This is a genomic window from Antarcticirhabdus aurantiaca, from assembly GCF_009765365.1.
GTDB classification, from domain to species: domain Bacteria; phylum Pseudomonadota; class Alphaproteobacteria; order Rhizobiales; family Rhizobiaceae; genus Antarcticirhabdus; species Antarcticirhabdus aurantiaca.
Genome location: NZ_VTOM01000005.1, coordinates 178,416 through 203,609, shown reverse-complemented (window position 1 = coordinate 203,609; position 25,194 = coordinate 178,416). Strand labels below are relative to the sequence as shown.

The 25,194-nt window shown below is 71.0% G+C and carries 14 protein-coding genes; 9 read left to right on the top strand and 5 right to left on the bottom strand.

The window, feature by feature from the left end; translation table 11 throughout:
- Positions 1 to 3 precede the first annotated feature (3 nt).
- Positions 4 to 1,392 carry an FGGY-family carbohydrate kinase gene (locus tag FZN60_RS07985; protein ID WP_158872904.1) on the top strand — a complete coding sequence of 463 codons (1,389 nt, stop codon included), beginning with the start codon at positions 4 to 6 and terminating at the stop codon, positions 1,390 to 1,392.
- 15 nt (positions 1,393 to 1,407) lie between these two features.
- On the opposite strand, the gene FZN60_RS07980 is transcribed toward FZN60_RS07985, so the two are convergent.
- Together FZN60_RS07980 and FZN60_RS07975 are read right to left on the bottom strand one after the other, a co-directional pair.
- Positions 1,408 to 2,415, bottom strand: coding sequence for a DUF808 domain-containing protein (locus FZN60_RS07980; RefSeq protein ID WP_158872901.1), 1,008 nt, complete (start codon positions 2,413 to 2,415; stop codon positions 1,408 to 1,410).
- Positions 2,416 to 2,496: 81 nt separating this feature from the next.
- Entirely contained in the window at positions 2,497 to 3,333 is an 837-nt protein-coding gene (locus FZN60_RS07975) for a phosphatase PAP2 family protein (protein ID WP_158872899.1), read from the bottom strand.
- A gap of 143 nt (positions 3,334 to 3,476) precedes the next feature.
- Between FZN60_RS07975 and FZN60_RS07970 the strand changes: the two genes are divergently transcribed.
- The 3 genes from FZN60_RS07970 (at position 3,477) to FZN60_RS07960 (ending at position 7,290) form a co-directional block, all read left to right on the top strand.
- Entirely contained in the window at positions 3,477 to 3,671 is a 195-nt protein-coding gene (locus FZN60_RS07970) for a hypothetical protein (protein ID WP_246726645.1), read from the top strand.
- 84 nt (positions 3,672 to 3,755) lie between these two features.
- On the top strand, positions 3,756 to 5,144 hold the full coding sequence (locus FZN60_RS07965; protein ID WP_158872897.1) for an aspartate aminotransferase family protein: 1,389 nt from the start codon (positions 3,756 to 3,758) through the stop codon (positions 5,142 to 5,144).
- Positions 5,145 to 5,286: 142 nt separating this feature from the next.
- On the top strand, positions 5,287 to 7,290 hold the full coding sequence (locus FZN60_RS07960; protein WP_158872895.1) for an AI-2E family transporter: 2,004 nt from the start codon (positions 5,287 to 5,289) through the stop codon (positions 7,288 to 7,290).
- A 321-nt stretch (positions 7,291 to 7,611) separates the two neighbouring features.
- On the opposite strand, the gene FZN60_RS07955 is transcribed toward FZN60_RS07960, so the two are convergent.
- The 3 genes from FZN60_RS07955 to FZN60_RS07945 all read right to left on the bottom strand — a co-directional run bounded on the left by FZN60_RS07955 (position 7,612) and on the right by FZN60_RS07945 (position 11,449).
- Positions 7,612 to 8,469: an FAD binding domain-containing protein gene (locus tag FZN60_RS07955; RefSeq protein ID WP_158872893.1), complete on the bottom strand. Its 858-nt coding sequence runs from the start codon at positions 8,467 to 8,469 to the stop codon at positions 7,612 to 7,614.
- Positions 8,470 to 8,489: 20 nt separating this feature from the next.
- The gene (locus FZN60_RS07950; RefSeq protein WP_158872891.1) at positions 8,490 to 10,832 is read right to left on the bottom strand and encodes a xanthine dehydrogenase family protein molybdopterin-binding subunit; all 2,343 of its coding nucleotides are present in this window, start codon (positions 10,830 to 10,832) and stop codon (positions 8,490 to 8,492) included.
- A gap of 113 nt (positions 10,833 to 10,945) precedes the next feature.
- Positions 10,946 to 11,449 (bottom strand): (2Fe-2S)-binding protein, encoded by a 504-nt coding sequence (locus FZN60_RS07945; protein WP_158872889.1) that lies wholly within the window; start codon positions 11,447 to 11,449, stop codon positions 10,946 to 10,948.
- Positions 11,450 to 11,943: 494 nt separating this feature from the next.
- Between FZN60_RS07945 and FZN60_RS07940 the strand changes: the two genes are divergently transcribed.
- From FZN60_RS07940 to FZN60_RS07920, 5 genes are all read left to right on the top strand, one after another.
- The gene (locus tag FZN60_RS07940; RefSeq protein WP_158872887.1) at positions 11,944 to 13,842 is read left to right on the top strand and encodes an autotransporter assembly complex protein TamA; all 1,899 of its coding nucleotides are present in this window, start codon (positions 11,944 to 11,946) and stop codon (positions 13,840 to 13,842) included.
- Positions 13,842 to 20,396: a translocation/assembly module TamB domain-containing protein gene (locus FZN60_RS07935; RefSeq protein WP_158872885.1), complete on the top strand. Its 6,555-nt coding sequence runs from the start codon at positions 13,842 to 13,844 to the stop codon at positions 20,394 to 20,396. The genes FZN60_RS07940 and FZN60_RS07935 overlap by 1 nt, the downstream gene beginning before the upstream one ends.
- 70 nt (positions 20,397 to 20,466) lie before the next feature.
- Positions 20,467 to 20,697: a hypothetical protein gene (locus FZN60_RS07930; protein ID WP_158872883.1), complete on the top strand. Its 231-nt coding sequence runs from the start codon at positions 20,467 to 20,469 to the stop codon at positions 20,695 to 20,697.
- A 186-nt stretch (positions 20,698 to 20,883) separates the two neighbouring features.
- Positions 20,884 to 22,500: a glucose-6-phosphate isomerase gene (pgi, locus tag FZN60_RS07925; RefSeq protein WP_158872881.1), complete on the top strand. Its 1,617-nt coding sequence runs from the start codon at positions 20,884 to 20,886 to the stop codon at positions 22,498 to 22,500.
- Positions 22,497 to 25,007: a glycogen/starch/alpha-glucan phosphorylase gene (locus FZN60_RS07920; protein WP_246726644.1), complete on the top strand. Its 2,511-nt coding sequence runs from the start codon at positions 22,497 to 22,499 to the stop codon at positions 25,005 to 25,007. The genes pgi and FZN60_RS07920 overlap by 4 nt, the downstream gene beginning before the upstream one ends.
- Positions 25,008 to 25,194: the final 187 nt, after the last annotated feature.

Here is a 25,194-nt window from a genome sequence, read left to right as displayed (position 1 = left end):
CGCGTGACGCCGTCCGCTCCGCGCCACGTCGCCGTCATCGACGTCGGCAAGACCAACGCCAAGCTCGTCGTCCACGACCTCGAGACCGGCCGCGACGTCTTCGAGGCGCGCCGGGCGAACGCGGTGCTCGCCGGCCCGCCCTACCCGCACTTCGACGCGGACGGCCTGTTCGACTTCCTCCTGGACTCGCTGGCCGAAGCAGCAACCCGGCATCCCGTCGACGCGATCTCGGTGACGACCCACGGCGCCTGCGCCGCCCTCGTCGCCGAGGATGGCCTCGCCTTGCCCATCCTCGACTACGAGAGCGATGCGCCCGAGGAGACCCGCGCCTCCTACGACGCCGCCCGGCCGCCCTTCGCCGAGACTTTCTCGCCGCGCCTGCCGAACGGCCTCAACGTCGGCGCCCAGCTCTTCTGGCTCCAGCATCGCTTTCCCGCCGAGTTCGCGAGAGCGAGCCACGTCCTGACCTATCCGCAATACTGGGCTTGGCGGCTCACCGGGCGCGCGGCGTCCGAGGCGACCTCGCTCGGCTGCCACACCGACCTTTGGGAACCCGCCGCGAACGCGCCCTCGTCGCTCGTCGCGCGCCAGGGCTGGGCCGACACGCTCCCCCCGCTCGCCTCCGCCTTCGAGGCGCTCGGCGTGCTGAAAGGCGACCTCGCCGCCCGCATCGGCCTCGCCGGCCGCGCGATTCCCGTTCATTGCGGCATCCACGATTCCAACGCCTCGCTGCTGCCGCACCTCCTGGCGCGCGAGGCGCCCTTCTCGGTGCTGTCCACCGGCACCTGGGTCATCGCCTTCGCGGCCGGCGGCGCGCTCGGCCGCCTCGACCCCGGCCGCGACATGCTCGCCAACGTCGACGCCTTCGGCCGCGCCGTGCCCTCCGCCCGCTTCATGGGCGGGCGCGAGTTCGACCAGCTGACGGGGGGCACGGCCCCCGCGCCGAGCGAGGCCGACACCGAGGCGGTGATCGCCGAGGGGGTCATGGCGCTGCCGAGCTTCGCCCCGGGCACGGGGCCCTACCCCGACCGCCGGGGTGCGTGGACGCATGATCCGGCAGAACTCTCGCACGGCGAGCGCACCGCCGCCGCCACGCTCTACGTCGCGCTGATGGCCGCCGAGGTTCTCGACGCGGCCGGTGCCGCCGGCCCGAGCGTCGTGGAAGGCCCCTTCGCCGCCAACGTCCTGTTCCTGCGCGCGCTCGCCACCCTCACCGGCCGCCCGGTCGAGGCGGCCCAGGGCTCTACCGGCACCAGCGCCGGCGCCGCCCTCCTGGCACTGCCGCCGCAGGCGCGCGGCCGCCACGGCCACGCGACGCAGGCCGTCGCGCCGGATCCGGCCTTCGCCGAGCGGCTGAGGCCTTATCGTGAGGCGTGGCGCGCCGCGCTCTAAGCTTTGAACCGCGCGTCAGTGCGCGGGAGGTGACGCCGGCGCCTTCTTGCCGAACCGCCCCGCGACCGCCTTCCAGGCGGGAGCGATGACGCGCGACGTCAGCGGGATCAGCGCCGCGCCGACGACGAGGCCGACGATGCCAGTGCCGAGCGCCGAAACGAGGAACTCGGCGAGCCCCCGGATGGCCGGCACCGCCCCGCCAACCGCGACGGCCGCGTCGTGGATCAGGTGCTCGGGGCCTGCGAAGCCGTAGGTCGCGAGGCCGTGGACGATGATGCCACCGCCCACCCACACCATCGCCGCCGTGCCGACGATCGCCAGCGCCTTGAGAAAATAGGGCATCGCCGTCACGAGGCCGCGGCCGAAGGCCTGGCCGGCGGCGCCGACGCGCGGGTTCGCCGCGAGCGCGAGGCCGGCATCGTCCGCCTTCACGATCAGCGCCACCGCGCCGTAGACCGCGACCGTGATGCCGAGGCCGACCACGGCGAGCACCACCACCTGCATCCAGAAGCTCGCGCTCGGGTCCATCGCCGCGAGCGTGATCGCCATGATCTCGGCCGACAGGATGAAGTCGGTCTTGATGGCGCTCGCGACCTTCTGGTCCTCCAGCGTCTGGGCGTTCGGGGCGACCGAGCCGATCGTCTCCTCGTGGGCATGCGCCGCGTGCGGGACGAGCGCCTCGTAGATCTTCTCCGCGCCCTCATAGGCGAGGTAGGCGCCGCCGAGCATCAGGAGCGGCGTGATCGCCCAGGGCGCGAAGAAGGACAGGATCAGCGCCGCCGGCAGCAGGAAGAACAGCTTGTTCTTCGCCGAGCCCAGCGCGATGCGCCAGATGATCGGCAATTCGCGTGCCGGCGAGAAGCCGACGACGTAGCGCGGCGTCACCGCCGCGTCGTCGATCACGACGCCGGCTGCCTTCGCCCCGGCCTTGGCGGCCTGCGCCGCGATGTCGTCCACGGAGGCGGCCGCCACCTTGGCGATGCCGGCGATGTCGTCGAGGAGGGCGATGAGGCCGATGCTCAAGGATCAGGTCTCCGCGCTGGCCGCCAGGGGAAAGGCGCGACGAACCCCGTCGGGGATCGGGCCGGCCTTCTGGTTCGCTTCTTATAGGCGCGCGGGCGAGCGAGGAAAGAGCAGCCCGGCGATTTCCGGCCGCGGAACCCTGCGTCGCGCGCGGCGCCGGACGCGCTGCGCGCTCCCGCGCACGCCCGCGTCGATGCGCCGGCCGTGCGCGGCGAAGAAGCGGTGCAGGAGCAGCGCCGCAAGCGCGGTGACGAGCCAGGCCACGACGACGTCGGACAGGAAGTGCCGGCCGAAGGCGACGCGGTTCAGCGACACCGCCATCGCGAAGGGAACGCCGACCAGAAGGGCGGGCACCCGAGCCCGGGCGGGCAGGAGCGCGATCAGCGCGAGAAGCGAGGCGCCCGACGCCGCTTCGCCCGACGGAAAGGAGCAGTTGCGCGCGCAGGCCCCCGAGAGCTGCCAGGCGGCGGAGAACGGCGCCTCGCCGCCGAAGGGCGCGACGGCGTCCGGCCGTGCCCGGCCGGTGACGGCCTTCAGCAGCGGAACCAGGATCCCGCCGGAGGAGGCAATCACGGATAAGACGAAGAGCACGCGGTGCGCCGGCACCGAGCACCCCTCCTCCGGCCGTGCCGCGTGCATCGCCAGGATCGCGAGGAGGAGGCCCACGGCCAGCGGCAGCAGCAGCCGGTTGAGGTCGCGCAGCGCCAGCAGCGCCGGGTTCGCGTCGAAATGGAACGCCCCGGCCGCATCCGTGAAGATCCGCGACGCGGCGAGATCGATGCCGGGAGCGGCCATGAACACGAAGCTCGCGGCCGCCAGGGCCGAGAACAAGACGGTCGCCGGCCGCTCGATGCAGAGCTGCGGGAGCGGACCGGCGCGCCGCGCCGCGCCGGGAATCGTGAAACGCTGGTGGGCCATCGCCATCACCCGTAGCCGACTATCGACGGACGGGTTCATGCCGTCTGGCCGTGACGGGCGAATGACATTCCTGGTCCGCGCCCGCCGTCACCATTCCGCCGCTCGCGCGTTTGGCTCTTCAGAACCAGACGAGGAGTGCCTTGATGATGGCAGCCAATCAGAACGAGCCCGGAACCGGCGAGGGACGCCGGGAGAAGATCAGCACCGGCCCGAACGACCGCCCCCTGGACGAGAGCATCGGCCAGACCGCCGGCGGCCTGCCGGATGATTCCAGCGCGGCGGTCGAGGTGGACGAGGCCACGGTGAAGCGCGTGGAGAAGGCGCTGAAGGAGCGCTGAGCCGCGACGCGCGAGGGCGTGGGCGCGTTCGCATCCCGGCGAAAAGCCGTGCTAGACAGGGCCGTCACAGGAAGGACGGTGCCCATGCCTATCGCGTTCCCGAACTCGCTCCACGCCCGCGACGTCGAGTATCTGCTCCACCCCGTCACCAACGCCCGCCGCCACGAGGAGACCGGGCCGATCGTGATCGACCGGGGCGAGGGCATCTACGTCTACGACGACGAGGGCAAGGGCTACATCGAGGCGATGGCGGGCCTGTGGAGCGTCGCCGTCGGCTTCGGCGAAACGCGGATCGCGGATGCGGCGCGGCGCCAGATGGCCAGGCTCCCCTACTACCACTCCTTCAGCCACAAATCGAACGAGCCGGCGATCCTCCTCGCCGAGCGCCTCGTCCGGATGACGCCCGAGCGGCTCACCCGCGTGTTCTTCACCAATTCCGGGTCGGAAGCCAACGACACCGTGGTGAAGATGCTCTGGTACGTCAACAATGCCCGCGGCAAGCCGGAAAAGAAGGTGATTCTGTCCCGCCAGAACGCCTATCACGGCATCACCATCACCTCGGGCTCGCTGACCGGCCTGCCGACCAATCACCGCGATTTCGACCTGCCCAACATTCCGGTGCGCCACCTCACCTGCCCGCACTTCTGGCGCTACGGCCAGCCGGGCGAGACGGAGGAGGCCTTCACCGACCGGCTGGTCGCCGAACTCGAATCGGTCATCGCCGAGGTGGGCCCGGAGAACATCGCCGCGCTCATCGGCGAGCCGCTGATGGGCGCCGGCGGCGTCCTGCCTCCGCCCGCCGGCTACTGGCCGCGCGTCCAGGAGGTCCTGCGCCGCAACGACATCCTTCTCGTCGCCGACGAGGTCATCAACGGCTTCGGCCGCATCGGCACGACCTTCGCATGCGAGTATTACGGCATCGACGCCGACGTCCTCGTCCTGTCGAAGCAGCTGACCTCCTCCTACGCCCCCCTCGCCGCGATCGTCTTCTCCGACGAGATCTACCAGGGCATCGCCGACAATTCGGCGAAGATCGGCACCTTCGCCCACGGCTTCACCGCGAGCGGCCATCCCGTCTCCTGCGCCGTCGCGCTGGAGAACCTCGACGTCATCGCCGAGAAGCGCCTGATCGAGACGGCGGCGGAGAAGGGCGAGGTGCTGCAGGGCGTGCTCGCCCGGTTCCGCGACCACCCGCTCGTCGGCGAGGTGCGCGGCCTCGGCCTCATCGCGGCGGTCGAACTCGTCGCGAACAAGGAAACCAAGGCGAAGTTCGACCCCGTCGGCCGCGTCGGCGCCTATCTCTTCAACCGCGGCCACGAGCACGGCGTGATCATCCGCGCCATCGGCGACCAGATCGCCTTCTGCCCGCCGCTGATCATCACGGAAAATGAGATTGCCGAGATGGTCGCCCGCTTCGGCCGGGCGCTCGACGACACGGCGGCGTGGGTGGCGAGCGGCGGCCTCGCCGCCTGAAAGCTTCGATCCTCGCGGGCGAGGTCGCTTCCCGGGAACAGGAACGCCCCTCCCCGCATTTGGATCGTCGGCGCGACCGACGACATCGGCGGGCGCCGCACGGCCCGTCCCCTTCGGCGCGGGTGCATACCGGAGTGCGCGCTTGGACCTCATCGCCTCGCAGATGCTGAAGAAGGCGATGCCGCTGTTCACGGCGCTCGCCGCGACGCTGCTCGTCCTCGCCATCTCCGCCATCCTGACGCTCGGCCAGGAAATCTTCGTGCCCTTCGCGCTGGGCATCCTCCTGTCCTTCATCCTGGCGCCGATCGTCACCTTCCTCCAGCGCTGGCGCGTGCCGCGCATCCTCGCCGTCAGCGTGGCGGTTCTGTTCGCGACGCTGACGATCCTCGGGATCCTGGCCGTCGTCGCCGCCCAGCTCGGGAGCCTCGCCGGCGACCTGCCGCAGTACCGACGCACCATCCAGGACAAGCTGGAAGCCTTCACCGCCGCCGAGACCGACTCGCAGGGGCCGCTCGCCCGGGCCCGCGAGGCGATCCAGGGCATGGTGTCGGACATCCAGCACCTCGGCGACGAGAGCCCGGCTGCCGCGGCGGCCGGCGGAGACGACGCGCAGCCGGACGCCGAGCCGGCAGAGCCGCGGCCGATCCCCGTCACCATCGCGTCCAACGCAGGCGCGCTCGATACCGCCTACGCGGTGATCTCGCCTCTGCTCAGCCCGCTCGCCACCTTCGGCATCGTCGTCGTCTTCGCGATCTTCATCCTCATCCAGGCCTCGGACCTGCGAAACCGCTTCATCCGGCTGGTCGGCACCGACGACCTCCAGCAGACCACGGCGGCGATCGACGACGCGGCCCGGCGCGTCTCGAGGCTCCTGCTGTTCCAGTCCGGCGTCAACGCGCTCTTCGCGATCCTCGTCGGCGGCGGGCTCTATCTCATCGGCGTGCCGAGCCCGTTCCTGTGGGGCATCCTCGCCGGCATCCTGCGCTTCATCCCCTACATCGGCGGTTTCATCGGCGCGGGCCTGCCGATGGCGCTCGCCTTCGCGGTGGATCCCGGCTGGTCGATGATCATCTGGACCGCCGCGCTGTTCCTGATCATCGAGACGGCGCTCTCCAACATCGTCGAGCCGGTGGTCTACGGACACTCCACCGGCATGTCGCCGGTGGCGATCCTGCTCGCCGCCGTGATCTGGACCTTTCTCTGGGGCCCGGTCGGGCTGGTGCTCGCCACGCCCCTGACGATCTGCCTCGTCGTGATGGGACGGCACGTGCCGCGGCTCGGCTTCATCGACGTGATGTTCGGCGACCGGCCGGCGCTCCTGCCCCAGCAGATCTTCTACCAGCGCATGCTCGTCGGCGCCTATGACGAGGCGGCGGATCAGGCGCGCGAGTTCCTGCGCCGCCGTCCGCTCGTCACCTATTATGACGAGGTGGCGCTGGAGGGCATGCGCCTCGGCCACGAGGACGTCGCGCGCTTCGCGGTCAAGGACGGCCGGCTGGAAACCCTGCGCGACTCGACGCTCGCCCTGGTCGGGCGCCTGGAGCGCGAGGCGCCGCTGCCGCGCGGCGGACGCGTCAGCGCCGAAGCCGCGGCGGCGATCGACGCCGCCGGTCCCGAGCGCCCGGCCGTACCGGTCCTCACCGCGAAGGGCGAGCTGAGTGCCGACTGGCAGGCGAGCGTGCCCGTGGTCTGCGTTTCGGGGACGAGCGCGCTCGACGCGCCGGTGACGGCGATGCTCGCGCAGGTCCTTACCAAGCACGGCCTCGCCGCGCGCCACGTGACGCTCGCCGAGCTGCGCGAGAACCGTCCGGGCCGGGCCGAGGCGGACGGCGTCGCGCTGGTCTGCCTGTCCTTCCTGGAGCCGCTCTCGACCGTCCACCTGCGCCAGATGGTGCGAGAGGTTCACCGCGTGGCGCCCGATGCGCACGTCCTCATCGGCATCTGGCGCCAGCGCGACGAGAGCCTCGTTCAGGACCTCAACCGCAAGGTCCGTGCCGACGGTCTCGTGACCACGCTGACGGCGGCCCTGGCCCGTGCCGTCGAGATGGCGACACCCGGCCCCGCCGACGTGCCCGCCGGCGCGGAAGGGCAGAAGGACGCGCCGGATCCGGCCGCGCTGACGAAGGTGGAAGCCGCGGCGGCGTGAGGGTGGACGGCGCGGGATGGCCCCTCCAGAACGCCTCACCCCCTCCGCCTCGTCATCCCGGGCTCGACCCGGGATCCATTCCAAACCGCCGGGCATGGGCACGGCGTTGGAGCGGCGGATGCCCCTTGCCGACCGGTTCTGTCACGACAGGCGCGGAGGCATGGATCCCGGGTCAAGCCCGGGATTACGAAGAGGGACGGTCGCGCCTCTGAATGTCGACAGGCCGTGCATCGGGAAGCTCGACGGCCGTGCCGTCGAGCAACCGGAAGGTCGCGCCTTCGAACAAAAGCCGGCGGTTCGGCGACCGAGCGCCCCGACGCTTTACGGCGCGTCGCCGCCGGGCGTCTTCGGTCCAGAGACCTCCGGCCCGCCGCTCGCGCCGGCCTTCTTGGCCGCGCGCTTGGCGACGACCTTGACGAGGTTGGCGCGGTAGGCCGAGGAGCCGTGAAGGTCGGAGATCATCTCGCCCTCGTCGACGGCGAGGCCGTCGAGTGCCGAAACGTCGAAGCGGCCGGACAGCGCGCTCTCCGCCTCCGCCCAGCGGAAGGCGCCGCTGGCGCCCGCGCCCGTCACGCCGACGCCGACCTTGCCCTCGCCGCGCTTGGCGACGAAGACGCCGCACATGGCGTAGCGCGAGGCCGGGTTGCGGAACTTCTCGTAGGCCGAGGATTCCGGCGCCTCGAAGCGCACGCCCGTCACGATCTCGTTCTCGTCGAGAGCCGTTTCGAAGAGGCCGAGGAAGAAGTCGGACGCGGCGACCTCGCGCTTGTCGGTGAGGATCGTGGCTTCCATCGCCAGGAGCGCGGCCGGATAATCCGCAGCCGGGTCGAAGTTGGCCACCGAGCCGCCGATCGTGCCCATGTGGCGCACGGCCGGATCGCCGATGAGCTGGGCGAGGCCCGCGAAGCCGGGGGCGACGCCCTTAAGCTCCTCCGAGGCCGCGATCTCCGCGTGGGTGGTGCCGCCCTTGATGGTGACGGTCTGGCCCGAGACGGCGATGCCCTTGTGGCCCTCGACGTGGCGCAGGTCCACGAGGAGGCTGGGCGAAGCGAGGCGCTGCTTCATCGTCGGGATCAGCGTCATGCCGCCCGAGACGTACTTGCCCTCGCCCCCGCTCGCCGCGACGAGCTGCGCGGCCTCGTCCAGGCTGCCGGCGCGCTTGTATTCGGTCTGGTACATGGGTGCTCCTCCCTCTGGGCTCAGGCGGCGTGGATCGCGCGCCAGACCTTTTCCGGGGTCGCCGGCATGGTCAGGTCGTTGTTGCCGATGGCGTCGGTGATGGCGTTGATGACGGCCGGCGGCGAGCCGATCGCGCCCGCCTCGCCGCAGCCCTTCATGCCGAGCGGGTTGGAGGGCGAGAGCGTCTCGGTGGTCGAGACGGTGAACATCGGCAGGTCCCAGGCCCTGGGCATCGCGTAGTCCATGTAGGACGCGGTGATCAGCTGGCCGCTCTCGTCGTAGCGCGTGCCCTCCAAGAGGGCCTGCCCGATGCCCTGCGCCAGGCCGCCGTGAACCTGGCCGTGGACGATCAAGGGGTTGATCACCCGGCCGAAGTCGTCGGCGGCGACGAACTGGACGATCTCGGTCTTGCCCGTGTCCGGGTCGACCTCGACCTCGCAGATGTAGCAGCCGGCGGGGAAGGTGAAGTTCTGGGGGTCGTAGAAGGCCCCCTCCTTCAGGCCCGGCTCCATGCCGTCGGGGAGCTTGTGGCCGGTATAGGCGTTCAGCGCCACCTCGTGCCAGCCGAGCTTGCGATCGGTCCCCGCGACCTTCACCTCGCCGTTCTCGATGACGATGTCGCCCTCGGCGGCCTCGAGGAGGTGCGCGGCGATCTTCTTGGCCTTGGCCTCGACCTTGTCGAGCGCCTTGACGATCGCCGACATGCCGACAGCGCCGGAGCGCGAGCCGTAGGTGCCCATGCCGAACTGCACCTTGTCGGTGTCGCCGTGGATGACCTGGACGTTGTCGACCGGCAGGCCGAAGCGCTCCGAGACGAGCTGGGCGAAGGTCGTCTCGTGCCCCTGGCCGTGGCTGTGCGATCCCGTCAGGATCTCGATCGTGCCGACCGGATTGACGCGCACCTCCGCCGATTCCCAGAGGCCCACGCCCGCACCGAGCGAGCCGACCGCCTTGGAGGGCGCGATGCCGCAGGCCTCGATGTAGCAGCTCATGCCGAGACCCCGCAGCTTGCCGCGGGACTGGGCTTCCGCGCGCCGGCCCTCGAAGCCCGAAACGTCGGCGGCCTTCATGCCGGCGTCGAGGGAGGCTTCGAAGTCGCCCGCGTCGTAGCACATGATGACGGGCGTCTGGTGCGGGAAGGAGCGGATGAAGTTCTTTCGCCGAAGCTCGGCCGGAGACACGCCCAGCTCGCGCGCCGCCGTCTCCATCGTCCGCTCGACGACGTAGGTCGCCTCCGGACGGCCCGCGCCGCGATAAGCGTCGACGGGGACCGTGTTGGTGTAGACGGCCTTCACGTTCGCGTAGATCGCGGGGATATCGTACTGGCCGGACAGGAGCGTCGCGTAGAGGTAGGTCGGCGTCGCCGAGGAGAAGAGCGACATGTAGGCGCCGAGATTGGCGACCGTGTCGACCTTCATGCCGATGATCTTGTTGTCCGCGTCGAAGGCCGCCTCGACGTGGGTCGTGTGGTCGCGGCCGTGGGCGTCGGTGAGGAAGGCTTCCGTGCGGTCGCTCGTCCACTTCACCGGCACGCCGGTCTTCCGGGAGGCCCAGAGGCAGACGATCTCTTCCGGATAGATGTAGATCTTCGAGCCGAAGCCGCCGCCGACGTCCGGCGCGATCACGCGCAGCTTGTGCTCGGGCGCGACGTTGTAGAAGGCGCTCATCACGAGGCGGGCGACGTGCGGGTTCTGCGAGGTCGTCCAGACCGTGTAGTGCTCCTCGGCCGGGTCGTAGACACCCAGCGCGGCGCGCGGCTCCATCGGGTTCGGCACGAGGCGGTTGTTGACGATGTCGAGCTTGGTGACGTGGGCGGCGCGGCCGAAGGCCTCCTCCGTCGCCTTGGCGTCGCCGATCTCCCAGTCGAAGACGAGGTTGCCCGGCGCCTCCGGGTGGAGCTGGGGCGCGCCGTCCTGCAGCGCCGCCGGACCCTCGACGACCGCGGGCAGCACCTCGTAGTCGATCTCGACGGCTTCCGCAGCGTCGCGGGCCTGCGCCTTGGTGTCGGCGACGACCACCGCGACGGCCTGGCCGACATGGCGCACCGTTTCGAAGGCGAGCGCCGGCCAGGCGCCCATCTTCATCGGCGAGCCGTCCTTGGAGTTGACCGCCCAGCCGCAGATGAGGTTGCCGATGCCGTCGGCCTTGAGCTGGCTCCCTTCGAGGACGTCGATGACGCCGGGCATGGCCTTGGCGGCCGCGGCGTCGATGCCCTTGATCCGCGCGTGGGCGTGGGGGCTGCGCACGAAGGCGGCGTACTTCATGCCGGGCACGGTCATGTCGTCGACATACCGCCCGCGGCCCGTGATGAAGCGCCGGTCTTCCTTGCGGAGAACGCTCGCGCCGATACCCTCAACACCCATGACGAAACCTCCCGATTCGTGGATGGACGGGGCGCCGGCCTCCGCGCCCGCGACGATCGAGGGGCGCGATGCGGCCGGTCCCGGCCGGAATGCTGTCAGACGGTGCGCGCCGCCTATTCGGCGGCGATGCGCTGCCCTTCGCCCGAGCCCTGCATGGACTGGGCCACCGACAGGATCGCCTTGACGATGTTGTGGTAGCCCGTGCAGCGGCAGATGTTGCCGTCGAGCTCGTCGCGCACCGTCTTCTCGTCGAGATCGGCGCCGTGGCGGGCGACCATGTCGACGGCGGTCATGATCATGCCCGGCGTGCAGTAGCCGCACTGGAGGCCGTGGTTCTCGCGGAAGGCCGCCTGCATCGGGTGCAGCTCGGTCGCGCTCGGCGCCAGGCCCTCGATGGTGGTGACGCTCGACCCCGAGGCCTGGACGGCCAAGAGGGTGCAGGACTTCACCGCCTGGCCATCGAGATGCACCACGCAGGCGCCGCACTGCGAGGTGTCGCAGCCGACATGGGTGCCGGTGAGCCCGAGATTGTCGCGCAGGAACTGCACGAGCAGCGTGCGGTCCTCGACCGAGCCGGTCACCTGGCGGCCGTTCACGGTCATGGAAACGTCGGTCATTCAATCCTCCCGATTGAAGTGCCGGGCCGGTCGCGGAGCCCGACGGCCGGCGCTCCCTTGCGGGGCCGGCTCCGGGCGACGCGCGGCCGCACCTTCAGCCGGCGGGACTGTGCCCGTGGTCGGAGCCGGCCGCAAGCGGACTTTGGTCTTATTCCAAGGAAGCCCCGCGACGGCCGGCCGCAGGGCGTCGCCCGCGGTGTGACCGAGTCGGCACAACCGGCATCGCGAATGCCGGGAAAGACGCACGGGACTGGGGTCAAGTCCCCATCAGCCTGTTGTTATTTCGGACGAAGCCGGCATTTTGACTTGAGCAGCGCGGCCGATGCCGCGAGCCGCGGCGCGGGGGCGTCAGGGGGATCAGCCGGACCGTGTGAGGCGCCGCAGGCCGGCCGCCTCCCGATCCGGCAGGATACGGGTAGGGGCGCTTGCGTTCGATCGGTCGGTTCAATGCGTTGCGGGTCGCCGCGCCTCTTCTTCTCACGGCAGCCTTTGCCGTGGCTGACGGTGCGGCACCGGCGCGAGCCCTGGAGCTCTTCGGCTTCAAGTTCTTCGAGCGCGAGGACGAGCCGGACGAGCTCGTGATCGATCCCATCCGCTATGCCGTGACGCTTCAGGCTCCCGGCGCCGGCGACGATCTGACCGAGGACCTCAACAACGCCTCGACGCTCGTGTCGGGCGCCGAGGAGCCGGTATCGGGCTCGCTCGGCCTCTTGTCACGCGCGCGCAACGACCGCCGCCGCCTCGTCGCCGCGCTCTTCGAGAACGCCCGCTACGAGGGCCTGGTCGACATCTTCATCGAGGGCCGCAACGTCGCGGACCTGCCGCCCGACGCGAGCTTCAACACCGCGGGCGGGCCGGTGCCGGTGGTGATCCGCGTCCAGCCGGGCCGCACCTTCACGCTCGGCGCGGTGCGGGTGAACAGCGGCGGCGTGCCGGTCGACCCGTCGCAGTACGGCCTCGTGCCCGGCGGCTCGGCGGCCTCCGTCGACGTCCTCCAGGCCGAATCCAACGTCTTCCGCGACCTGCGCGACGACGGCCGCCCCTTCGTCGCCGTGACGCAGCGCGACGTCATCGCCGACGTTCCGCCGGCCCGGCTCGATTATTCGCTCGGCCTCTCGCCCGGTCCCCGCGTCCCCTTCGGCACGACCTATGTCCAGGGCACGCGCGCCGTCGATCCGGGCTTCGTCGCCTACATGGCCGGCGTCGAGCGCGGAGCCGTGTTCTCGCCGGAGCTCCTCGACCGCTCGCGCGAGCGGCTGCAGAAGCTCGGCGTCTTCTCCTCCGTCACGGTCAAGGAAGCCGCCGCTCAGGCGCCGGACGGCACGCTGCCCGTGCAGGTCGAGGTCGCCGAGCGCAAGTTCGGCTTCTACGGCGTCGGCGCGACCTATTCCAACACGGAAGGGGCCGGCACCTCCGGCTATGTCGGCTACCGCAACCTCTTCGGCCGGGCGGAATCGATCCGCCTCGACGCCGCCGTGTCGCGGATCGGGGCGACGGCCCTGTCCGGCGAGGCGCGCGAGCGCTCCGGCATCGACTTTTCCGGATCGCTCGTCTTCACCAAGCCCGGCGTCCTCGGACCCGACTCGGTCTATGTCGGCTCGCTCGAGGTCAAGCGCGAGCAGCCCCTCGCCTACGACCGCGAGTCCTACGCGGCCACCAGCGGCGTCCAGTACGAGATCGACGAGAACCAGAGCCTCGAAGTGCGCCTGCGCGGCGAATACGAGGAGATCACCGACTATCTCGGCACCGAGCCCTACATCCTCGCCTCGCTGCCCGCGACCTACACCTTCGACAACCGCGACAACGAGTTGAACCCGACGGAAGGCTTCCGCTTCCAGGCGCTTCTCGAGCCGACCTACGAGTTCGAGAACCAGAGGGCCTTCGTCAAGGCGCGGCTCGACGCCTCGACCTACCTCTCGCCGCTCGAATCCGATCGCTTCGTCCTCGCCGGGCGCCTCGCCTACGGCAACGTCTTCGGCGCCAACCTTCAGGACGTGCCGAACGACCGGCGCTTCTATGCCGGCGGCGGCGGCTCGGTCCGCGGCTACGAATTCCAGTCGATCGGCCCTTATTATCCCGACACGGTGCCGCCGGGCTCCGGCTACGTCGAGCGCTTCACCGACACGCCGACCGGCGGCCTCACCCTCTTCGAGGGCTCGCTCGAAGCGCGCATCGGCATCACCGAGACCATTCAGATCGTCCCCTTCATCGACGGCGGCTCGGTTTCGGACGACCTGACGCCCGACTTCTCGAACCTGAAGTTCGGCGCGGGCCTCGGCGCCCGCTACCTCACCGGCTTCGGGCCGATCCGCGTCGACGTCGGCATTCCGCTGGATCCCGGTCCGCGCGACGCGAGCTTCCAGTTCTATGCCGGCATAGGGCAGGCCTTCTGATGACGCGCATCCTCCCCTTTGTCGCCGGCCTCCTCGCCTTCCTCGCCGCGGGCCTCGTCGGCCCCGCTCCGGCGCGCGCGCAGGACTTCGTCGCGAGCCAGATCGAGAACCTGATCTCGACCGACACGCTCAAGGTCGAGATCGAGGGTCTGTCCGGCGCGCTGTCGGGCAACGTGCGCATCGAGCGGCTGACGGCCTCCGACCCGCAGGGCGTGTTCCTGACCGCGGAAGGGCTCGCGCTCGACTGGTCGCCCTTCTCGCTGGTGCGCTCCAACGTCAACGTCGAGAACCTGTCGGTGACGCGTATCGTCCTCGACCGCCTGCCGACCGGCCAGCCGGAAGCCCAGGACACTGAGGGCGGCGGCTTCTCGCTGCCCAACATCACCGCCGACATCCGCCGCATCGCCATCCAGGAATTCGTGCTCGGCGAGGCCGTCGCGGGACAGGCCGCGCGCCTTTCGGCCGGGGCCAGCCTGACGCTCGGCGACGATCCGGTGAACCTGGCCGTATCGGCCGCCGTCACGCGCCTCGACCAGCCCGGCGACATCCGCCTGAACCTCGCCTTTGCGCCGGCCGAGGACCGCTTGACGGTGGACATCCAGGCGAGCGAGCCGGCCGGCGGCCTCGTCGCCAACCTCCTCCAGATCCCCGACCGCCCGCCGGTGAACCTCACGATCACCGGCGGCGGCCCGCTCTCCGACTTCACCGCCAACGGACAGCTGACGGTCGGCGCGGAGCAGGCGGCGATGCTGACCGCCCGCGTCACCGGCACCGATGCCGGCCGGCGCGTCGCGGCCTCGCTGCAGGTCGAGGCCGAGCGCTACGTGCCGGCGAGCCTCGCCCCTTACGTCGCGGGCGGCACCTCGCTCGACGTCGACGTGCTCCTGCGCGAGGACGGCACCTACCTCATCGACGGCGCGACCCTCGCCTCCGACGCCGCCAGCATCCGCGCCAGCGGCACGGTCGACCTCGCAGGCGCTGCCAACGACGTCACCCTGTCGGTCGGCGTGCCGCAGGGCCGGGCGCTCGACCTCACCTTCGGCGACACCCAGATCCGCCTCGCGGAACTCGAAGCGACCCTTCAGGGTGCCCTGTCCAACGCCGCCCTGTCGCTGCGCGGCACCCTGCCGGTCGCCGGCTTCGGCGCCTATGTGGGCCAGGGGGTGACGGCCAATATCGGCAGCCCCGGCTTCAACCTGCGAGGCCTCACCGGCCCCTTGTCCGTCACCGCCACCGCCGGCTCCTTCTCGGCCCCGAGCGGCGTGTCCGAACGCTTTCTCGACGGCGAGATCCGCCTCATCGCCAACGGCGCGCTGACTGAGGACGGTCTCCAGCTCAATCCCTCGAAGCTGACCACCGGCACGGCCGAGCTCAACGCCTCGGGCACCGCGGCGCTGAACTTCGCGATCTTCGACTTCGCCCTCCAGACCAACTTCGACACCTCGGCCCTGTCGGCCGCGCTCGTGCCGCTGGCGGGGACCCGCACCACCCTGTCCGGCAACGTGTCGAAGACGCTCGACGAGACGCTCTCCCTCGCCAACCTCGCCTTGTCCGGCGGCGGCTTGTCGATTTCGGGCGACGCCCGGCTCGCGAACGAGACCGTGTCGGCCGCGATCACCGGCGCCCTTTCCGAGACCGGCGCGGTCGATTCCTCGCTGTCGGGCGCCGCGCAGTTCCGCCTGACGGCGGAAGGCCCGGTCGCCGCCCCCGCGGTCGACCTCGAACTCTCCTCCGCCGGCCTCACCTTCGGCGGGCGCGAGCTCTCCAATCTCCAGGCCAGCCTTCGCGGCACCTTCGGCACCGAGAACCCCTCCGGCACGGTCGACATTTCCGGCACGCTCGACGGCGCGCCGCTCACCGGCAACGCCCGCTTCGAAACGCTGCCCTCCGGCGAGCGGCGCCTCAGCGACCTCGCCGTGCGCCAGGGCCCGAATTCGATCACCGGCGACATCGTGATCGGCGAGAACGCCGTGCCGACCGGCACGCTCACCGTCGCGGTCGAGGACATCGGGCCGCTGGCCTCGCTCGCCGGCCGGGATGCCACGGGCGACGTCAACGGCACCATCGTGCTCGACGCCACGCCCGACGATCTCCCGCTCGCGACCGTCGACCTCACCGCCCGGCGCATCGCCCTCGCCGGCACCAGCCTGACCGGGGCGGATGTCGACCTCGCCGTCCAGGACTATCTCGGCCAGCCCTTCGCCGACGGCACGATCCGCGCCGAGACACTCGACGCCGGCGGCATCGCCGTGCGCAGCCTCGCGCTGGACCTCGCCCGCGAGGGCGACTTCACGGCGCTGCGCGCAACCGCCGAAGCGAATGCCGTGCCGGTGACGCTCGCCGGGCGCGCCCGCTTCGCCTCGGACGCGACCACGATCGAGCTGCGCGAGCTGACCGCGGCCGTCGAGGGCGCGCCCGTCGCGCTCGCCCAGGCCGGCAACGTCGTGATCGCGAACGGCACCACCACGATCTCGCCGATCCGCTTGTCGATCGGCGAGGGCTCGGCCTCGGTCGAGGGCACGGCCGGCGCGCAGCTGAACCTGACGGCCGCGCTCGACGCCGTGCCGCTCAGCGTCGCGGCCCCCTTCGCGCCCGGCATCGACCCCGCCGGCACGCTGACCGGCAATGCCGCTGTGACCGGCCAGGCGAGCAACCCCACCGCAACCTTCGAGGTCACCGGCAGCGACCTCTCCGCCGCCCCGCTCCGCGCGGCCGGCGTCGAGACCGCGGACCTCGCCGCCGACGGCCGCTATGCCGGCGGCACGCTCGACCTCCGGTCGGCGACGATCGACCTCGGCGAGGGCTCGCTGCGGGCCTCCGGCACGGCCGGCGAGACCTTCGACCTCACTGTCGAGGCCGCCGAGATCCCCGTCGCGCTCGCCAACGGCTTCGTCTCCGGCCTCGACGCCTCGGGCACCCTGTCCGGCAACGCCACGGTCACCGGCTCGCGCACGGAGCCCGCCGCGACCTTCACCGTCACCGGCCGCGACATCACCGCACGCGAGATCGCGAGCGCCGACATCGCGCCGCTCAGCCTCGACCTTTCCGGCCGCTACGCGGGCGGTTCGGCGACGATCGAGCGCGGCAACGTCGTGGTCGGCAACGGCCGCCTCGACCTCGCCGGCACGATCGGCGAGGCGCTCGACGTCCAGGTCACCGCCACCGACCTCCCCGTCGGCCTCGCCAACGGCTTCGTGGACGGCCTCGGCGCGCGCGGCACGGTCTCCGGCACCGCCAGCGCGAGCGGAAGCCTGCAGCGGCCGAACGCCACCTTCGACCTCTCGGGCGAGGGCCTGACGACCGCGGCCATCGCGGCCTCGGGCATCGAGCCCTTCGACCTCGTCGCCGACGGCGCCTACGCCGAGGACACCGCGACGATCCGCGAGGCGCGCATCGCGGTCGGCTCGGGCGATCTCGCCGCCAGCGGCACGGTCGGTGCCGGCGCGATCGACCTCGATGTGGCGGCCCGCGCCCTGCCCCTCGGCCTCTTCAACGACCTCGCCGGGGGCCTGGCCCTCGAAGGCACGCTGTCGGGCACGGCGAATGCGAGCGGCACGACGCAGGCGCCGGTCGTCGCGCTCGACGTCACCGGCGACGGCATCACGACGGCCGAGATCCGCCGCTCCGGCATCGCCCCGATCGCGCTGCGCCTCGCCGGCCGGTTCGCCGACAACGTCGCGACGATCGAGACGGCCGTCGTCAACGTCGGCGAGGGCTCGATCACCGCGAGCGGTACGGCCGGCGAGACCCTGGACCTGAGCCTCGCGCTGAACCAGTTGCCGGTCGGCCTCGCCAACGGCTTCGTCGAGGGTCTTAACGCCTCCGGCACCTTGTCGGGCACCGCCACCGCCACCGGTCCGCGCGCCGACCCGCAAGCCCGCTTCGACTTGAGCGGCTCCGGCATCACGGCCGAGGCGATCGCCGCCGGCGGCATTCCGCCCCTGTCGCTCGACGTCTCCGGCGCCTATGCCGGCGGCACGGCGACGATCGAGACGGCGCGCGTCGACGTCGGCACCGGCTCGCTCACCGCCACCGGGACGGTGGGGCAGAGCCTCGACCTCGACGTGGCGCTCGACCAGATCCCCGTCGGCCTCGCCAACGGCTTCGTTTCGGGCCTTCGCGCCGAGGGCACGATCTCCGGCACGGCGCAGGCGACGGGCACCGCCGCCGCACCGCAGGCCCGCTTCGACCTGTCGGGCAGCGGCATCACCACCGCCGAGATCGCCCGCTCCGGCCTTCAGCCGCTCGCCTTCGACCTCGAGGGCAGCTACGCCGACAACCTCGCGACGATCGCGCAAGGGTCGGTGCGCGTCGGCGGCGGCACGCTGGACCTCACGGGCACGGTGGGCGACGAGCTGAACGTGCGGGCGCAGCTGAACGCCCTCCCCGTCGGCATCGCCAACGGCTTCGTGCCGAACCTCGGCGCCTCGGGCACCGTGTCGGGCACAGCCGAGGCCACCGGCGCGCTCGCCGACCCGCAGGCGCGCTTCGCCCTCCAGGGCCGCGGGATCACCGCCCGGCAGGTCGCGTCCTCCGGCGTCCAACCGCTCTCCTTCGATCTCGACGGCACCTATGCCGGCGGCACCCTCACGCTCGGCCAGGCGAACGTTGCGGTCGGCGGCGGCTCGCTGACGGCGACCGGCTCGGTCGGCCAGGCGCTGAACCTCGACGTCGACATCACCCGCCTGCCGGTCGGGCTCGCCAACGGCTTCGTCGACGGTCTCGGTGCGCGGGGCACGCTGTCGGGCACCGCCCGCGCCCGCGGCTCGCTTGCCCAGCCGGATGCGAGCTTCGACGTGTCGGTCTCGGACATCTCCACCGCGCAGACGCGGAGCGCCGGCGCACCGGCGATCAACGGCACGGCGGCCGGCTCCTACGCCGGCTCGACGCTGACGCTCACTCAGGCGCAGATCGGCGTCGGCGGCGGCACGATCACGGCCTCCGGCACGGCCGGATCGACCCTCGCCCTCGACGTGCGGATCTCCGCCCTGCCGCTCAGCCTCGCGGCGGCGGCGGCGCCCGACCTCTCACCCCAGGGCACGCTGAACGGCACGGTCCAGGTGCGCGGCACGGCCTCGAATCCGGCCGTCGACTACGACCTCGCCGCCTCCGGCGCGAGCATCGCGCCGGCGCGCGCCGCGGGGGTCTCCGCCTTGGGCATCACCGCCCGGGGCCGCTTCGAGAACGACGTCGTCACGACGGATGCGAACCTGTCGGGCAGCGGCATCGCGCTGGCGCTGGCGGGCTCGGTCAACATCGCGGCCGGCCCGAGCTTCGACCTGCGGGCGAACGGCACGGCCCCCCTCGCCCTCGCCAACGCCGTTCTCGCCGAGGGCGGACGCTCGGTGCAGGGTATCGTGTCGCTCGACCTCGCCGTCACCGGCACGGCCGCGGCCCCGAACGTGACCGGCACGATCACCACCGGCGGCGCCCGCTTCGTCGACACCGGCATCAACCTCGCAATCAACGACATCTCGGCGCGCATCGCGCTCGCCGGCCAGACGGCGCGGATCGAAACGCTCACCGGCAGCTTCGGCGGCGGCGGCACCGTGACCGTCGGCGGCACGGTCGGCCTCACCGGCGGCTTCCCGGCCGATCTCCAGATCCGCGTCGCCGAGGGGCGCTACAACGACGGCGAGATCGTCTCGATCACCCTCGACGCCGACCTCACCGTCACCGGCGATCTCACGGGCTCGCCGGTTCTCGCCGGCACCGTCAACGCCCGGCAGATCAACGTCATCGTGCCCGAGCGCCTGCCGACCTCGCTCGCGCGCATCGACCTGGAATACCGCAACGCGCCCGCCGCGCTCCTGCGCCAGCAGCAGGAGATCCAGCCGCCGGATGCCGGCGGCGGCTCGACGTCGGGCGGCCTCGTCCTCGACCTCACCTTCAACGCGCCCAACCGCGTCTTCGTGCGCGGCCGCGGCCTCGACGTCGAGCTCGGCGGATCGATCCGGATCGCCGGGCCGGTCTCCGCCCCGCAGGTCGTCGGCGCCTTCGACCTGCAGCGCGGCCGCTTCGCCATCCTGTCGCGCCGCCTCGACTTCGAGCGGGGAAGCCTGACCTTCACCGGCAACCTCGTACCGACCCTGGACCTCCTGGCGACGTCCAACACGGGCGACGTCACGGTGAACATCGCCGTCACCGGCCCGGCCAACGATCCGAGCTTCACCTTCTCCTCCGATCCGCCCCTGCCGGAGGACGAGGTGCTGGCGCGCCTGATCTTCGGGCAGGGCACGACCGACCTGTCGCCGCTCCAGATCGCCCAGCTCGCGGAAGCCGCGGCGACGCTCGCGGGCGTCGGCGGCTCGTCGGGACTTCTCGAGAACCTTCGCGCCCAGCTCGGCGTCGACGACCTCGACATCCGCACCACCGAGGACGGCCAGACGGCCGTGGGCGTCGGCCAGTACCTCAACGACAACACCTATCTCGGCGTCGATTCGACGGGCCGCGTCTCGCTCGACCTCAAGCTCGGCTCGGGCGTCACCGCGCGCGGATCGGTCAACGCGCAGGGCGGCGGCGAGGTCGGCGTGTTCTACGAGGGCGAGTTCTGACGAGCCCGGGATGAACCATCCGCGCCGCTCTCCGTTGCTTGGACTCGATCCACCAGCGGGGAGTGGCGTCATGGATACCGAAAGCCTGAAGTTCGCCCGGTTCGACCATCCGAAGCACGGCGTCTTCGACACGGTCGAGGCGGTGTCGGGCGACAAGCGCCTCGGCGGCGACGAGAAGCGCGAGATCCTCGCCGAATGGAAGCGGCGCGTCGCGGCCGACAGCACTGGCGATCCCGAGGCCGCCCGCCTCGGCGAATCGCTCGATGCCGAGATCGCCCGGCTCGCCCGTATGGGAACCTGAGCACCTCGGATCATATCAATCTTATCGAAACCGTTAGGAGCGAAATCGATCCGCGCCCGGCACCGGCAGGTTCTTGCCGACTTCCGCTCTTAACATATAGCTGCCATTCTTGACCGCGTTCGGACCCGCCGGGGCGGGCTCAGTGCCCAGAGCCTTGGTCGGTCGCTTGAGGGGCACCGTCGAAGCTTGACCGATACTTCCACGTTTCCGGCCGCCGCACCGCGCGACCTCCGCACTCTCCTTCAGGACGATCCCGGCCGATTCGGGCGCTTCAGCCGCCATCTCGGCGACATGCTGCTCGACCTGTCGAAATGCGCCGTGTCGAGCGAGGATCTCGCCGCCCTCATCGCCCATGCCCGCGACAAGCGCATCGAGGCGCGCCGCGACGCCATGTTCGCGGGGCGCCCGATCAACGAGAGCGAGAACCGCGCCGTTCTTCACGTCGCCCTGCGCGGGCGCATCGAGGACGGCTACAAGGACGCCGCCGGCCGCCCGGTCGGCGACGAGGTGGAGGGCGTCCTCAAGGCGATGACCGCCTTCGCCGAAGGCGTGCGCACCGGCGCCGTCGCGGCGAGCGACGGGCGTCCCTTCACCGACGTCGTCAACATCGGCATCGGCGGATCCGACCTCGGCCCCGCCATGGCGACGCTCGCGCTCGCGCCCTACCACGACGGCCCGCGCCTCCATTACGTGTCCAACGTCGACAGCGCCCACATCGCCGACACGCTGAAGGAGCTCGACCCCGCCCGCACGCTGTTCATCGTCGCGTCGAAGACCTTCACGACCATCGAGACGATGACCAATGCCGGCACGGCCCGCGCCTGGATCGCCGGCTCGCTCGGGGAAAGCGCGGTCGGCGCGCATTTCTGCGCGGTCTCGACGGCCCTCGACAAGGTCGCCGCCTTCGGCATCGAGGAAAGCCGCGCCTTCGGCTTCTGGGACTGGGTGGGCGGCCGCTACTCGCTCTGGTCGGCGATCGGCCTGCCGATCATGATCGCGGTCGGCCCCGCCAACTTCCGGGCGATGCTGGCCGGCGCGCGCGAGATGGACCGGCACTTCGCCGACGCGCCGCTGGAAACCAACCTGCCCGTTCTTCTCGGGCTCGTCGGCTGGTGGCACCGGGCCGTGCGCGGCTATCCCACCCGCGCCGTCATCCCCTACGACCAGCGCCTCGCCCGCCTGCCGGCCTATCTCCAACAGCTCGACATGGAATCGAACGGCAAGTCGGTGGACACCGAGGGCCGGCCCGTGTCCGTGTCCGGCCCCGTCGTGTGGGGCGAGCCCGGCACCAACGGGCAGCACGCCTTCTTCCAGCTCCTCCACCAGGGCACCGACGTCGTGCCCGTCGAGTTCATCGTCGGCGCGCGCTCGCACGAGCCTTCGCTCCAGGCGCACCAGGACCTCCTCCTCGCCAACTGCCTGGCGCAGAGCGAGGCCCTGATGAAGGGCCGCACGGTCGAGGAGGCGAAGACGCAACTCCTCGATGCCGGGCGCTCCGAAGAGGACGCCGCCCGCATCGCGCCCTTCCGCGCCTTCGCCGGCAACAAGCCGTCGATCACCATCCTCTACCGCCTCCTCGATCCCGCGACCCTCGGGCGCCTCGTCGCGCTCTACGAGCACCGCGTCTTCGTCGAGGCCCAGCTCTTCGGGATCAACGCCTTCGACCAATGGGGCGTCGAACTCGGCAAGGAACTCGCGAGCCAGCTCGTGCCGCTCGTCGCCGGGGAGGGCGACGACGGCGCGAAGGACGCGTCCACCCGCGGCCTCCTCCAGGCCATCAAGACCATGAGGACCACTCCATGAGCGCCAGCATGACCGCGCAGCGTCCCGATCCGGATGCCGCCGCTCCCCTCCCCCACGACGCCTCCGCCTCGCGTCGGAGCTACGACGTCGACGCGCTCGCCGAGGAGATCGTCGAGAAGCTCACCTACTCCATCGGCAAGAGCCCGGCGCGCGCGCGCAAGTACGACTGGCTGCGCGCCGTCACCCTGACCGTGCGGGACCGCATCATCGACCACTGGCTCGAAGCCGAGGACGCGCGGGCGGCGAGCGGTGGCAAGCAGGTCGCCTACCTGTCGATGGAGTTCCTGATCGGCCGCCTCCTGCGCGACGCGATCAACAACCTGAACCTGACGACCCAGGTCGCCGAGGCGCTGAAGCGCTACAACGTCGATCTCGACATGATCGAGCTCCTGGAGCCGGACGCCGCCCTCGGAAACGGCGGCCTCGGGCGCCTCGCCGCCTGCTTCATGGAATCCATGGCCTCGGTCGGCGTGCCCGGCTTCGGCTACGGCATCCGCTACGTCCACGGCTTCTTCCGCCAGGAGATCGCCGACGGCGCGCAGGTCGAGCTGCCGGAGAACTGGCTCCTCCACGGCAACCCCTGGGAGTTCGAGCGGCGCGAGCGCTCCTACGAGATCGGCTTCGGCGGCAAGGTGACGAGCGTCGTCGGCGAGCCCGGCAAGCCGCCGCGCCAGCTCTGGCGCCCGGCCGAGCGCGTGCTGGCCGTCGCCTACGACACGCCGATCGTCGGCTGGCGCGGTGCCCACGTCAACACGCTCCGGCTGTGGAGCGCGCAGGCGCTCGACCCGATCCTTCTCGACGCCTTCAACTCGGGCGACCACATCGGCGCGCTCGTGGAGTCCAACAAGGCCGAGGCGATCACCCGCGTCCTCTACCCCGCCGATTCGCATCAGGCCGGTCAGGAGCTGCGGCTGCGCCAGGAGTTCTTCTTCTCCTCCGCCTCGCTCCAGGACATCATCCGCCGGCACCTCGAGACCAACGAGTCGCTTTCGAACCTCCACGACAAGGTCTCGATCCAGCTCAACGACACCCATCCCGCGGTATCGGTCGCCGAGCTGATGCGCCTCCTCGTCGACGTCCACGGCATGGAATGGGACGAGGCCTGGGAGATCACCCGCCAGACCTTCTCCTACACCAACCACACGCTCCTGCCCGAAGCGCTGGAGCACTGGCCGATCCACCTCTTCGAGCGGCTCCTGCCGCGCCAGATGCAGATCATCTACGCGATCAACGCCGCCGTCATCCGCCAGGCGATGGAAAGCAAGGGCTTCGACGGCGGCCGGATCGCGGCGATCTCGCTGATCGACGAGAACAACGGCCGGCGCGTGCGCATGGGTCAGCTCGCCTTCGTCGGGAGCCACGCCGTCAACGGCGTCTCGGCGCTGCACACCGACCTCATGAAGGAAACGGTGTTCCACGCCCTGCACGAGCTCTACCCCGACCGCATTCAGAACAAGACCAACGGCGTCACCCCGCGCCGCTGGCTGATGGAGGCCAATCCCGGCCTGACCTCGCTCCTGAAGGAAACCATCGGCGAGGGCTTCCTCGACGACATCTCCAAGATCCGGGACGTCGAGCGCTTCGCCACGGACGCGGGCTTCCGCGACCGCTTCGCGGCGGTGAAGCGCGAGAACAAGGCGCGCCTCGCCGACGTCATCTCCGAACGCCTCGCGATCTCCGTCGATCCCGACGCGCTCTTCGACATCCAGGTCAAGCGCATCCACGAATACAAGCGCCAGTTCCTCAACATCATCGAGGCCGTCGCGCTCTACGACCAGATCCGCTCGCAGCCGGCCACGAACTGGACGCCGCGCGTCAAGGTCTTCGCCGGCAAGGCGGCGCCCTCCTACCTCCAGGCCAAGGAGATCATCCACCTCGCCAACGACGTGGCGCGGGTGATCAATTCCGACCCGGCGGTGCGCGACCTCCTGAAGGTGGTGTTCATTCCGAACTACAATGTCAGCCTCGCCGAGATCATCATGCCGGCGGCCGACATTTCCGAGCAGATCTCGACGGCGGGGCTCGAGGCTTCGGGTACCGGCAACATGAAGTTCGCCCTCAACGGCGCGCTCACCATCGGGACGCTCGACGGCGCCAACGTCGAGATGCGCGACCACATCGGCGAGGAGAACATCTTCATCTTCGGCCTCACCGCCTCGGAGGTCGCCCAGCGCCGCCGCGAGGGCCATAGCGGGCGCTCGGTGATCGAGGGCCTGCCGCTGCTGCGCGACGCGCTGCACGCCATCTCCTCGGGCGTCTTCTCGCCCGACGAGCCGAACCGCTACAACGGCCTCGTCGGCAACCTCTACAACAACGACTGGTGGATGATCGCCGCCGACTTCCAAAGCTACTGGGACACCCAGCGCCGCGCGGACGCGCTCTGGGCCGACCCGGCCGAATGGAACCGCAAGGCGATCCTCAACACGGCGCGCATGAGCTGGTTCTCCTCCGACCGCTCGATTCGCGAATACGCGGCCGACATCTGGCGCACCGGCACCGACGCCTGATCGTCGCCCGGCTCAGGACCACCGGAAGCTGCGGCCGAGACCGGTCGCAGCTTCTTTCGTTGAAAATTCCGGCGAAAAGCCCCCTCGCCTCGCTGGCGGCGCGGGTGGCCTCACGCTAGCTTGATCCCTGCGCTGGGTTCGTCGCCGACAGGTGGTGCCGCGCCAGGGGACGAGAGCGCCGCAGGGC

Excerpts from the sequence above, each read along its gene's own strand:
- FZN60_RS07975 (WP_158872899.1), bottom strand. The coding sequence starts at position 3,333 with ATGGCCCACCAGCGTTTCACGATTCCCGGCGCGGCGCGGCGCGCCGGT.
- FZN60_RS07970 (WP_246726645.1), top strand. The coding sequence starts at position 3,477 with ATGATGGCAGCCAATCAGAACGAGCCCGGAACCGGCGAGGGACGCCGG.
- FZN60_RS07965 (WP_158872897.1), top strand. The coding sequence starts at position 3,756 with ATGCCTATCGCGTTCCCGAACTCGCTCCACGCCCGCGACGTCGAGTAT.
- FZN60_RS07955 (WP_158872893.1), bottom strand. The coding sequence starts at position 8,469 with ATGTACCAGACCGAATACAAGCGCGCCGGCAGCCTGGACGAGGCCGCG.
- FZN60_RS07950 (WP_158872891.1), bottom strand. The coding sequence starts at position 10,832 with ATGGGTGTTGAGGGTATCGGCGCGAGCGTTCTCCGCAAGGAAGACCGG.
- FZN60_RS07945 (WP_158872889.1), bottom strand. The coding sequence starts at position 11,449 with ATGACCGACGTTTCCATGACCGTGAACGGCCGCCAGGTGACCGGCTCG.
- FZN60_RS07935 (WP_158872885.1), top strand. The coding sequence starts at position 13,842 with ATGACGCGCATCCTCCCCTTTGTCGCCGGCCTCCTCGCCTTCCTCGCC.
- FZN60_RS07930 (WP_158872883.1), top strand. The coding sequence starts at position 20,467 with ATGGATACCGAAAGCCTGAAGTTCGCCCGGTTCGACCATCCGAAGCAC.
- FZN60_RS07920 (WP_246726644.1), top strand. The coding sequence starts at position 22,497 with ATGAGCGCCAGCATGACCGCGCAGCGTCCCGATCCGGATGCCGCCGCT.